Here is an 11,264-nt window from a genome sequence, read left to right as displayed (position 1 = left end):
GCCGGAGGGGCTGCGGTCGGGAGCGGATCGGTTGGTCCGGGTGGCCCGGGAGGCAGTGGCGGCGACGGGGGGCAAGGTGTCCCGGGTGGCGCGGGCGGCAAAGCTGGTAGTGGCGGCGCCGGCGATCCGAATGGTGCTCCCGGCCAACCGGGCAGTCCCGGTGACTCCTTCGGCTAGCCGATATTGGCCCTGGAGGACCGTGCGCGCCCGGACTCAGCTGAGCTGATCGCGTGCTTCGGGAGCCTCCCAGGTGTGTGGCAGCATCGGCATGCTGGGACCCGCGTCGCTCTCGGTCACGGTGATCAAACCGGTTGCCGCGGAATCGTTTCCATGGCGCATTGCTCCCGGTAATCCCATCTGTCCCGCGCCGTGTTGTGCGGCCAGAGCGGCTGCTGAGTCGAGGTACTCATAACGGTTGCCGGGATCGGTCAGGGCTTTGCGCTGCCGGCGGCGGCGGGGTTGGCTCGCGGGAGTGGTGCTGGTTGCCCCCGTCTCGGCCGCATGGCGGCGCTGAACCTGCGTGGGCGTGCTCGCGCGCGTTTTCATTCGCGCCCCGCTGGCCGGGCCGGCGCCCACGAGGTAGGGGACGAATGCTGCTGCCTCGGTGCCGGTGAACGGCGGCGGAAGTGGCGGGGCGCCACCGGTAACGGTGGCGGCCGGGGCCAGCGCCGGCGGGGCCATAGCCGGGGGAGCTGCCGGAGCGGGAGCCGGCGGGGCCGGCAGCGCCGGTGGCGCAGCGGTGGCCGCGGGCACCGGCTGTTGCGGGTTCAGGGCGGGCGGCGCCGGTGCGGTGGGGGCGTTGATGCCCGCCAGCCCGGCGGCTCCGACGAGGCCGACCAGCGGCGACGCGGGTGCGACCAAGCCGAGCATGGTCTCGGTCAGCGCCGTGACCGTCGGTGCCATCCCGAGCACGATCTCACCCGCGTAGTGCGGGGCGATCGTCATCAGCACCGGATCGCTGATCAGGCTGGTGAGGGGATTGTTGCTGGACAGGTCGGCCTGGATGGCCTCGTTGATCTCGGCGATGCGGGTGGTCCACCAGCTCTCCTGGTAGATATTGCCGAAGTCCTGGGTGGGCGCCTGGCCGGTCCGATGCTGGTGGTCGCGATGTTGCGGGGGGTTGGGATTGAGCACCGTCGGCGCGGTCGACGCTGCCGGAGACGACGCCACCGCGGCGCCGGCCACCACCTGATACGTGGACATCGTGGTGGCCGCCTGGATCCACATCCGGGTGTAGTCGGCCTCGTTGAGGGCGATCGGAATCGCGTTGATCCCAAAGAAGTTCGTCGCCACCAGCATGGTGTGCAGGGTGTGGTTGGCGGCCAGCTCGGCCAGTGTGGGCATGGCCGCCAGCGCGGAGGTGTAGGCGGTGGCGGCGGCCTGGTGCTGAGCCGCCAGCGTCATGCTGTCCGCGCCGGCTTTCGTCAGCCAGGATAGATACGGAACGTTCGCGGCCACATAGGATTCCGCACTCGGACCCTGCCATGATCCCGCCTGCACGGCCGAAAGCATGGCCGAAAGTTCCTGTGCCACTTCGGTGTATTCCGTGCTCAAGTCGGCCCACATCGCCGCTGCGGCCAGCAATGAGCCCGCGCCCGGGCCGCTACTCAGCAGGGCTGAGTGCACCTCGGGGGGTGATGCCATCCAGATGGGCTCGGTCACTGCCGCCTTTCACGGGGTGGTGAATAGACGAATCGTAAACCTCAAATCGTGACGTTTCCCTGGAAAGTTCCTCGGAATGCGGATTCAGAGTGTGGATCAGTCCGCAGTTATGGAACGCCATGTACCTCGGCGGGTTTATCGGGCGGCGGGACGCACCAGAAAGCCGCTCATGATCAGACTGCGGGCCAGCTCGATCTGTTGCGCGGCGGCCAGTCCGGGCAGCTCGCCGACCCGGAACGGCTCGGTGCCGTCGCAGACGAATCGCATCGCGGCCTCGTGGTCCGGTCGGGCGCTGACGATCAGCTGGGCGAACTGCAGGCCGACCCCGTCGGCCGTCGTGGTCACTCGGGCGTACAGCGGTTGCTGCTTGCGCACCCAGGTGTCGGTGTCGAGCCCGACGGTGTCGGCGACCTGTCCGACGACCGGACAGCGGGCACGCCGCAGCAGGAAATCCTGCATGGCGCCAAGGCCTTCCGTGAGGGAGTCGGAGGTTTCCACGGCGGACAGGCCGGCATGGATCAGTGCGCTCAGGCTTGCCCGCACGTGCGGGTCATCGAGGTGCCGTGCGGGCAATCGGGTGTGCACCACGTCGTCGCGCAGACTCAGCTGGTGCAGGGCGTGGGTCAGCAGCGTGAGCACCGTCGGGACGTGGATGCCGACGGTCAGGTGCACCGACGGTTCGCCTCCGGTCTCGGCGGAATGCACTCGGCCTCGCGGCAGGTAGAGGGTGTCCCCAGCGTCCAGGTGCAGACTCGTCGGCTCGGGAAGACCAGCCGGGTCAACCTCGTACAGCTGTTGCATCAGGTGTGGTGGCACCGGATCGTCGCCGTAGAGATACCAGGTCTTGCTGCCGTGGATCTGCAACACCAGCACGTCGTGGTGGTCGTAGTGCGGTAGGAAGCCGGTGGCGGCCGGCGGGGTGACGTAGGCGTTGACGTGGGTCGGAAAGTTCAGCTCGACCTCGACGCCGTGGGTCAGCGTCGACATCGTGCGCAGGTATTTCTCGATGTTGTTGCAGATGATCGTGTAGCCGCTGCCGGTCGCGGCGCGCACCCGCGCCACATCGAGGGTGCCGTCGGGCAGCGTGTACTGCTCGGGCTCCAGGTGATCGGCGCCGCGCACCAGGCGCACCGCGGACGGCTCGGTGACCAGTGCCGTGAGCAGCTGCTCGAGCGCCGACGGGCCGGCCAGCAGGCGGTCGAAGTAGTCGGTGCGGCCCCGGGCGATGTGGTGCGGGGCGGCTCCCCACAGCTCGTCGAGGAAGGTTTGCACCGTCACCGGCGCCAGCAGCCAGGCGAGCGGGGCTTCCGGGAGCTGCGGAACTTCGAAGCCCGACACCGGCCTCAAGCGCGGGTCAGCAACAAGGTGTGCGGCACCCCGGCGCGTCCGAGCAGCTGGCGCCACGGCGCTTTCAGCAGACCCACTGCCTCCTCGGTAGCCACCACCTGCGGGTTCGTGACAGCGAACGTCTTCCCGGCGACCTTGACCCGCCCGCCGTCGGCGGCCTGCAGATTCTTCACCCAGTCACGCTCGGTTCCGTACGGAAGCAGCACCGCGACGCCGTCGGTGGTGTGGAACATCGAGACCGGGGTGCGGTATGTCGCGCCGGAGCGCCGGCCGGTGTGCTCGACGATCGACCACAGCGGCACCCATCCGCAGATCGGGCGAAACAGCGGGTTCGTCACGACCCGGTTGAACCGAGCGCGTCTCTCAGAGAACTGCACCGCTAACCCTGCCTGGTGAGCAGCACCGCCTGCTCGAACGGCAGCCTGGCGAAGACCCTGCGGGTACGCGGGTTCACGTGCTCGGCTGCTTCGGCCTTGCTGACCACCCGCGGTTCGGTGACACCGATGGTCTTGCCATGCCGGCGCATGGTGCCACCGCCGGCGGCGGTGATGTTCTTCAGCCAGTCCCGGTCCGGGCCGTAGGTGAGCAGGATGGCCACGCCATCATTGGTGCTGAACACGGTCAGCGGGGTCCGATAGGGCTTGCCGGAGCGCCGTCCGACGTGCTCGAGGATCCCGAACGTCGGCGCCCAGCCTGCCCACATTCGCTGGATCGGGTTGGTGACATGCCGGTTGAACCGGGCCAGCCGCTGGGGTAGTTGCATGACTGCCATCCAACTCCGGCCGCCCACTCACTTCAACCCTCAACTACACCCTGTAGTCKAGTGATGTCGCGCGAGCTGGGACACTGGTCGCCGTGGGTAATGCGGATCGAGCCACGGCGGTATCGGAGCGGTTGTTCTCCGAGGCCTGCGCGGTGATCCCCGGCGGCGTCAACTCACCGGTCAGGGCTTTCGCGGCGGTGGGCGGCACCCCCCGTTTCATCGCCGAGGCGCAAGGCTGCTGGCTCACCGACGCCGACGGCAACCGCTATGTGGACCTGGTCTGCTCCTGGGGGCCGATGATCCTGGGCCACGCCCACCCCGCGGTGGTCGAAGCGGTCCGCGACGCCGTGGGGACCGGCCTGTCATTCGGGGCGCCGACCCGCGGTGAGACCGATCTGGTGACCGAGATCATCGCCCGGGTGCCGACCGTGGACAAGGTCCGGCTGGTCAACTCCGGCACCGAAGCCACCATGAGCGCGTTGCGGCTGGCACGCGGCTTCACCGGCCGAGCCAAGGTCATCAAGTTCTCCGGCTGCTATCACGGCCACGTGGACGCCTTGCTCGCCGACGCCGGCTCCGGGGTGGCCACCTTGGCGCTGCCGTCGTCGCCCGGGGTCACCGGCGCCACCGCGGCCGACACGATCGTGCTGCCCTACAACGACATCAACGCCGTCCGTAAGGCATTCGCCGAGTTCGGCGACCAGATCGCCGCCGTCATCACCGAGGCCAGCCCCGGCAACATGGGGGTGGTGCCGCCGGTTCCGGGCTTCAACGCCGAACTGCGCACGATCACCGCCGAGCACGGGGCGCTGCTGATCGTCGACGAGGTGATGACCGGTTTCCGGGTGAGCAGAAGCGGCTGGTGTGGAGAAGGTGGTATCGATCCCGTCCCTGCCGACCTGTTCACCTTCGGCAAGGTGATCAGCGGGGGGCTGCCGGCCGCGGCGTTCGGCGGCCGTGCCGAGGTGATGGACCGACTCGCGCCGCTGGGGCCGGTCTACCAAGCCGGCACGCTGTCGGGGAACCCGGTGGCCACCGCTGCCGGCCTGGCTACGCTGCGAGCCGCCGACGACGACGTCTACGCCGCACTGGACAAGAATGCCGACCGGCTGACCGCGATGCTGGCCGAAGCGCTGACCGAGGCCGGTGTGCCGCACCAGATTCCGCGAGCCGGAAACATGTTCAGCGTGTTCTTCGCCGACGAGCCCGTCACCGACTTCGCTGCCGCCCGCGCGAGTGCGACCTGGCGCTTCCCGGCGTTCTTCCACGCCCTGCTGGAGGCCGGGGTCTACCTGCCCTGCAGTGCCTTCGAGGCCTGGTTCGTCTCGGCCGCCCTCACCGACGAGGCTTTCGACCAGATCGCCGCGGCGCTACCTGCCGCGGCACGTGCCGCCGCCACCACCGGAGAGCCGAAAACCTGATGGCAGAAGAAACCCGCGTCCACTTGATCCGCCACGGCGAGGTCCACAACCCCGACGGCATTCTGTACGGCCGGCTGCCGGGATTCCGGCTCTCCGACACCGGTCGCGCGCAGGCGGTCGCCGCCGCCGACCTGCTGGCCGGCCGCGACATCGTCGCGGTGATCGCCTCGCCGCTACAGCGTGCCCAGGAGACCGCCGCCCCGATCGCCGCCCGGCACAACCTGCCCATCGACACCGACGAGAACCTGATCGAGTCGGCCAACTTCTTTGAGGGCAAGCGGGTTTCACCCGGGGACGGCGCCTGGCGCAAACCGCGGTTCTGGTGGCACCTGCGCAACCCGTTCACCCCGTCGTGGGGCGAGCCCTACGACCAGATCGCGGCCCGGATGGCCGCCGCGGTGAGCAAGGCCCGCGCGCGCGCCGCCGGCCGCGAGGTGGTGTGCGTCAGCCACCAGTTGCCGGTCTGGACTGCGCGCCAGCACCTCACCGGCAACCGGCTCTGGCACGACCCACGCCGGCGCGAATGCGGTGTGGGTTCGGTGACCACGTTGATCTACGACGGTGACCGTCTCGTCGACGTCGATTACCAGGTTCCGGCCGGCGGCTGACGATGCGGGCAGTGCTGATCGTCGGGGCAGTGCTGGCCGCGCTGATCTCGGGGCTGGCCGCGCTGATCTCGGGCTGCTCGGTCGGCGACGACGCCGTCACCCACGGCGGCACCTTCGAGTTCGTCTCGCCCGGCGGAAAGACCGACATCTTCTACGATCCCCCCGAGGCCCGCGGCCGGCCCGGCCCGATCTCCGGGCCCGACCTGATGGACCCGTCGCGCACCATCGGCGTCGACGACTTCGGTGGCAAGGTCGTCGTCGTCAACGTGTGGGGCCAGTGGTGCGGGCCCTGCCGTACCGAAATCAGCCAACTGCAAAAGGTTTACGACGACACCCGGGCCCAGGGTGTGGCGTTCTTGGGCATCGACGTCCGCGACCCCGAGCCGCAGGCCTCCCGCGACTTCATCTCCGACCGTCGCATCACCTATCCCTCGATCTACGACCCGGCGATGCGCACCATGATCGCGTTCGGCGGTCGCTATCCCTCGTCGGTGATCCCGGCAACCATGGTGCTCGACCGACAGCACCGGGTCGCGGCGGTGTTCCTGCGCGAAGTTCTGGCCGAAGACCTGCAGCCGGTCGTGCAGCGGCTGGCTGCCGAGGCGGCGTCGTGAGCGGCTTCACCGCCACCGCCACCACCGGTCCGCTGCTGTTGGCCGTCGCCGTCTCGACCTTGGCCGGACTGGTGTCGTTCGCCTCGCCGTGTGTGGTGCCGCTGGTGCCGGGCTATCTGTCCTACCTGGCAGCAGTGGTGGGTGTCGACGAACGGCCTGACCCCGACACCCGCAAACCCCCGCCCGGCGCGCGGTGGCGTGTCGCCGGGTCGGCGGCGCTGTTCGTTGCCGGGTTCACCGCGGTGTTCCTGCTGGGCTCGGTGGCCGTGCTGGGTATGACCACCACGTTGATCACCAACCAGGTACTGCTGCAACGGGTCGGCGGCGCGGTGACGATTCTGATGGGACTGGTGTTCATCGGGTTCGTTCCCGCACTGCAGCGCCAAGTCCGCTTCTCCCCCCAGCAGCTGTCCACCGTGCTCGGCGCACCGCTGCTGGGCGCGGTGTTCGCGCTGGGTTGGACGCCGTGCCTGGGACCGACCCTGACCGGGGTGATCGCGGTCGCCTCGACCACCGACGGTGCCGGGGTGGCCCGGGGCCTGGTGCTGGTGATCGCCTACTGCCTGGGCTTGGGCATTCCGTTCGTGGCGCTGGCCTTCGGGTCGGCCAGCGCGGTGGCCGGGCTGGGTTGGCTGCGCCGGCACACCCGGGCGATCCAGGTCCTGGGCGGGGTGTTGCTGATCGCGGTCGGGCTCGCTCTGGTGACCGGGGTGTGGGACCACTTCGTGGCCGCGATTCGCGACGGTCTGGTCTCTGATGTCAGGCTGCCGATCTGATGACCACCACCTCTCCACCGTCCCCACCACGAGCAGACGCGAAGGCCCCCACATCAGCACGTTTGAGGGGGACGTTGCGTCTGCTCGCCGGCAAGGTCCGCAACACCTGGCGGGCGCTGACGTCGATGGGCACCGCGCTGGTGCTGCTGGTGCTGCTCGCATTGGCCGCCATTCCCGGGGCATTGCTGCCGCAACGCAGCCTCAACGCCGCCAAAGTCGACGAATACCTGGCGCTGCATCCGAAACTGGGTCCCTGGCTGAACCGGCTGGAGGCATTCGACGTCTTCTCCAGCTTCTGGTTCACCGCCATCTACGTGCTGCTGTGCGTGTCGCTGATCGGCTGCCTGACCCCGCGGACCTTTGAGCATCTGCGCAACCTGCGCGCCAGCCCGGTCGCCGCACCGCGCAACCTGTCTCGGCTGCCCAAACACGCCACGACGCAGCTGGCCGGTGACGTCGACGAGCTCGGTGCCCGGATGGCCGCAGAGTTGCGCGGCTGGCGTCGGATCATCCGTTCCTCGGACGGGCGCAGCGAGTCGCCACCGGAAGGCACCGCCGGGGGCATGGAGATCTCGGCGGAGAAGGGCTACCTGCGCGAATTCGGCAATCTGACCTTCCATTTCGCGCTGCTGGGGCTGCTGGCCGCCGTCGCCCTGGGCCGCATGTTCGGCTACGAGGGCAACGTGATGGTCATCGCCGACGGCGGACCCGGATTCTGCTCGGCGTCGCCGGCCGCGTTCGACTCGTTCCGGGCGGGCGCCACCGTCGACGGAACCAAGCTGCACCCGCTGTGCGTGCGGGTCAACGACTTCACCGCCGACTACCTGGCCTCCGGTCTGGCGACCTCTTTCACCGCGCATATCGACTACCAGGCCGGCGAGGACCTGCGCACCGATGAGTGGCGGCCCTACCTGCTGGAGGTCAACCATCCGCTGCGGGTCGGGGGCGTGCGGGCCTACCTGCAGGGCCACGGCTACGCCCCCACCTTCACCGTGATCTTCCCGGACGGCCAGACCCGCACCCAGACGGTGCAGTTCCGCCCGGACAACCCGCTGACCCTGCTGTCGTCTGGCGCGATCCGCATCGACCCGCCGGCCGGGGTCTATCCCGACGCCGCCGAGCGCCGCAAGCACCAGATCGGCATCCAGGGCCTGTTCGCTCCGACCGAACAGCTCGACGACCGGCTGCTCTCGTCGGCATTCCCCGCGATGAACGACCCCGCGGTGGCGATCGACGTCTATCGCGGCGATACCGGGCTCGACACCGGCCGGCCGCAGAGCCTGTTCACGCTGGATTCCCGGTTGATCGACCAGGGCCGGCTGACCAAGGTGGCCCGGTCCAACCTGAAGGCCGGTGAACAGATCCGCCTCGATGACGGCACGAGGGTGCGGTTCGACGGTGCGGTGCCGTTCGTCAACATCCAGGTGTCGCACGACCCGGCTGAGATCTGGGTGCTGGTGTTCGCGATGACGATGATGGCGGGGCTGGTGGTGTCGCTGGTGGTGCGCCGCCGTCGGATCTGGATTCGGCTCACGCCAGCGGAGGCGGTGGGGCAGGCCGGTACGGTGAACGTCGAGCTCGGCGGGCTGGCCCGCACCGACAACTCCGGCTGGGGTGACGAGTTCGAGCGCTTGAGCACGAAGCTGTTCGGCAAGGAGACGTAGGTGAACACGAGTCATATCGACATCGGACTGGCGCGCTACTCCGACTGGGCTTTCACCTCGGCAATGATTGTGCTGGTCATCGCGCTGCTGCTGCTGGCCGTCGAGCTGGCCTCCGGCCGTGCCCGCAGCTCCGCCGAGGCCGAGCTGGTGTCGGCCGGCGGTGTGCGCGCCGACAGCGCCACCCCGGGGGTGGTGGCCCCGGTGCAGCGGCGCCCCCTGGGCGAGCGGGTGGGCCGCGCCGGCCTGGCGCTGGTCTATCTGGGCATCGCTCTGCTGCTGGCCTGCATCGTGTTCCGCGGCGCGGCCACGCTGCGCCCGCCGTGGGGCAACATGTATGAGTTCATCAACCTGACCTGCTTCTCGGGGCTGGCGGCTGCCGCCGTCGCGCTGCGCCGGCCACAGCACCGCAGTCTGTGGGTGTTCGTGCTGCTGCCGGTGCTGATCCTGCTGACGGTCTCCGGGCGCTGGCTCTACGCCACGGCAGCGCCGGTGATGCCCGCGCTGCAGTCCTACTGGCTGCCGATCCACGTATCGGTGGTCAGCATCGGCTCGGGGGTGTTCTTGGTGGCCGGAGTGGCCAGCATCCTGTTTCTGATCCGCTCGTCGCACCTGAGTGACCCCGACGCCCCGGGGGCCCTGGCGCGTATGGTGCGCCGGCTGCCCGATGCGCAGACCCTGGACCGCATCGCCTACCGCACGACGATCTTCGCTTTCCCGGTGTTCGGTTTCGGTGTGATCTTCGGCGCGATCTGGGCCGAGGGAGCATGGGGCCGCTACTGGGGCTGGGACCCCAAAGAGACGGTGTCGTTCATCGCCTGGGTCGTCTACGCCGCCTATCTCCATGCCAGGTCGACGGCCGGGTGGCGTGACTACAAGGCGGCGTGGATCAACGTGGTGGGGTTCGCGGCGATGATTTTCAATCTGTTTTTCGTCAACTTGGTGACCGTCGGTCTGCACTCGTATGCCGGAGTCGGCTAATCCAGCTGACAGATTCCTTTATGACAGCTGCGCTACCCTGCGGTTACCGACGTCCATTGACGTCCTAACCAGTGTGACAGGGGAGATAGAAGTGTCCGACCATGCACCCGGTGATGTCACTGCGAGCCATGACGTGACGGATCATCCGACCACCCAGTTCCGGCCGCTCCAGCACGTCAGCGAGGCGGCTGATGGCCCCGCGGATGCTGCGGAGTCCGGGGCCACCGGGTCGTTCAACCAGCGGCCCGGAGGCGAGGAGACCCGCTCCTTCGGCGGTTTCCGCACCGAGCGCCGGTTCTCCGAACCGGTCGACCCGTGGCCGCCGGCGCCCGCGGAAACCTCGTCTGCGCAGCAGTCGTGGAACCCGGGCACATCGACCACCTGGGTTCCGCAGCCGATGGAGAACCCGGCGCCGGTCTACTTCGGCGGCAACGCCGGCGGTGGTGCCGGGCAGCCGCCGTATCGCGCCACCGAGCCCATCGCCCCGTTCTCGGACCTGTCCACCACCTCGTTGTTGCGACAGGTCAAGCCGCCACCGACGTCGGGCTGGCGCCGCCTGCTCTACGTGCTGTCCGGCCAGCTGATCAACGTCGGCGAGAGCCCGCGGACCATCCGCTTCAACGACCTGGTGGTCCAGGTGAACCGGCCGCTGCAGGGCTGCCACCGGATCGCGGTGCTGTCGCTGAAGGGCGGGGTCGGCAAGACCACCATCACCGCGACCCTGGGAGCCACATTCGCCTCGATCCGAGGTGACCGGGTGGTCGCCGTGGACGCCAACCCCGACCGCGGCACGCTGAACCAGAAGGTGCCGATGGAGACCTCGGCGACGGTGCGGCACCTGCTGCGCGACGCTGACGGCATCCAGCGCTACAGCGATGTCCGCAGCTACACCAACCAGGGCCCCAGTCGCTTGGAGGTACTCGCCTCCGACAGCGACCCGGCGGTCTCGGAGGCGTTCAGCGCCGAGGACTACGCCAGCACACTGCAGGTGTTGGAGCGGTTCTACAGCCTGGTCCTCACCGACTGCGGCACCGGTCTGATGCACTCCGCCATGTCAGCGGTGCTCGCCAAGGCCGACACCATGATCGTGGTGAGTTCGGGCTCAGTTGATGGCGCCCGCAGCGCCTCGGCGACGCTGGACTGGCTCGACGCGCACGGTCATGAAGACCTGGTGCGCAACTCGATCGCGGTGATCAACGCGGTGCGGCCACGCTCGGGCAAGGTCGACATGCAGAAGGTGGTCGATCACTTTTCCCGGCGCTGCCGCGCCGTGCGGTTGGTGCCGTTCGACCCGCACCTGGAAGAAGGCGCGGAGATCGATCTGATGCGGCTGAAGCGAGAGACCCGCGAGGCGCTCGTCGAGCTGGCTGCGGTGGTTGCCGAGGCGTTCCCCGGCGACGATCGGTTCAACCAGCACTTCGTCTAGATCGG

Annotated in this window: 11 protein-coding genes; 7 read left to right on the top strand and 4 right to left on the bottom strand. The window is 68.9% G+C overall.

The features are described from left to right. Nucleotides 1-213: 213 nt before the first annotated feature. From EJK91_RS10340 to EJK91_RS10325, 4 genes are all read right to left on the bottom strand, one after another. Complete coding sequence (locus EJK91_RS10340; protein ID WP_241178673.1) at nucleotides 214-1,644, bottom strand: PPE family protein; 1,431 nt, start codon at nucleotides 1,642-1,644, stop codon at nucleotides 214-216. Nucleotides 1,645-1,797: 153 nt separating this feature from the next. Further along, nucleotides 1,798-3,000 (bottom strand): JmjC domain-containing protein, encoded by a 1,203-nt coding sequence (locus EJK91_RS10335; RefSeq protein WP_125078883.1) that lies wholly within the window; start codon nucleotides 2,998-3,000, stop codon nucleotides 1,798-1,800. 5 nt (nucleotides 3,001-3,005) lie between these two features. Then, nucleotides 3,006-3,386: a nitroreductase family deazaflavin-dependent oxidoreductase gene (locus tag EJK91_RS10330; RefSeq protein WP_046300762.1), complete on the bottom strand. Its 381-nt coding sequence runs from the start codon at nucleotides 3,384-3,386 to the stop codon at nucleotides 3,006-3,008. 2 nt (nucleotides 3,387-3,388) lie between these two features. Then, nucleotides 3,389-3,772, bottom strand: coding sequence for a nitroreductase family deazaflavin-dependent oxidoreductase (locus EJK91_RS10325; RefSeq protein ID WP_024442577.1), 384 nt, complete (start codon nucleotides 3,770-3,772; stop codon nucleotides 3,389-3,391). A 92-nt stretch (nucleotides 3,773-3,864) separates the two neighbouring features. Here EJK91_RS10325 and hemL point away from each other — a divergent pair, with 92 nt between their 5' ends. From hemL to EJK91_RS10290, 7 genes are all read left to right on the top strand, one after another. Then, a complete protein-coding gene (hemL, locus tag EJK91_RS10320) occupies nucleotides 3,865-5,193 on the top strand; it encodes a glutamate-1-semialdehyde 2,1-aminomutase (RefSeq protein WP_024442578.1) in 1,329 nt (442 codons plus the stop codon). Continuing rightward, nucleotides 5,193-5,801, top strand: a complete 609-nt coding sequence (locus tag EJK91_RS10315) for a histidine phosphatase family protein (protein ID WP_024442579.1) — start codon at nucleotides 5,193-5,195, stop codon at nucleotides 5,799-5,801. The genes hemL and EJK91_RS10315 overlap by 1 nt, the downstream gene beginning before the upstream one ends. A gap of 2 nt (nucleotides 5,802-5,803) precedes the next feature. Further along, complete coding sequence (locus EJK91_RS10310; protein WP_125078882.1) at nucleotides 5,804-6,415, top strand: TlpA disulfide reductase family protein; 612 nt, start codon at nucleotides 5,804-5,806, stop codon at nucleotides 6,413-6,415. Next, the gene (locus EJK91_RS10305) at nucleotides 6,412-7,191 is read left to right on the top strand and encodes a cytochrome c biogenesis CcdA family protein (RefSeq protein WP_125078881.1); all 780 of its coding nucleotides are present in this window, start codon (nucleotides 6,412-6,414) and stop codon (nucleotides 7,189-7,191) included. The genes EJK91_RS10310 and EJK91_RS10305 overlap by 4 nt, the downstream gene beginning before the upstream one ends. 125 nt (nucleotides 7,192-7,316) lie before the next feature. Then, the gene (locus tag EJK91_RS10300; RefSeq protein WP_051190261.1) at nucleotides 7,317-8,855 is read left to right on the top strand and encodes a cytochrome c biogenesis protein ResB; all 1,539 of its coding nucleotides are present in this window, start codon (nucleotides 7,317-7,319) and stop codon (nucleotides 8,853-8,855) included. Next, the gene (gene ccsB, locus EJK91_RS10295) at nucleotides 8,856-9,833 is read left to right on the top strand and encodes a c-type cytochrome biogenesis protein CcsB (RefSeq protein WP_024442583.1); all 978 of its coding nucleotides are present in this window, start codon (nucleotides 8,856-8,858) and stop codon (nucleotides 9,831-9,833) included. It abuts the gene before it with no gap. Between the two features lie 85 nt (nucleotides 9,834-9,918). Then, a complete protein-coding gene (locus EJK91_RS10290) occupies nucleotides 9,919-11,259 on the top strand; it encodes a MinD/ParA family ATP-binding protein (protein ID WP_444850808.1) in 1,341 nt (446 codons plus the stop codon). Nucleotides 11,260-11,264: the final 5 nt, after the last annotated feature.

This window comes from Mycobacterium sp. P7213 (genome assembly GCF_900604305.1).
Lineage (GTDB): Bacteria > Actinomycetota > Actinomycetes > Mycobacteriales > Mycobacteriaceae > Mycobacterium.
This window is presented reverse-complemented; position numbering and strand designations above follow the sequence as displayed.

Bases quoted from the DNA above. Each gene is read 5' to 3' on its own strand.
- EJK91_RS10340 (WP_241178673.1), bottom strand. From the start codon at position 1,644: ATGGCATCACCCCCCGAGGTGCACTCAGCCCTGCTGAGTAGCGGCCCG.
- EJK91_RS10325 (WP_024442577.1), bottom strand. From the start codon at position 3,772: ATGCAACTACCCCAGCGGCTGGCCCGGTTCAACCGGCATGTCACCAAC.
- EJK91_RS10315 (WP_024442579.1), top strand. From the start codon at position 5,193: ATGGCAGAAGAAACCCGCGTCCACTTGATCCGCCACGGCGAGGTCCAC.
- EJK91_RS10310 (WP_125078882.1), top strand. From the start codon at position 5,804: ATGCGGGCAGTGCTGATCGTCGGGGCAGTGCTGGCCGCGCTGATCTCG.
- EJK91_RS10300 (WP_051190261.1), top strand. From the start codon at position 7,317: ATGGGCACCGCGCTGGTGCTGCTGGTGCTGCTCGCATTGGCCGCCATT.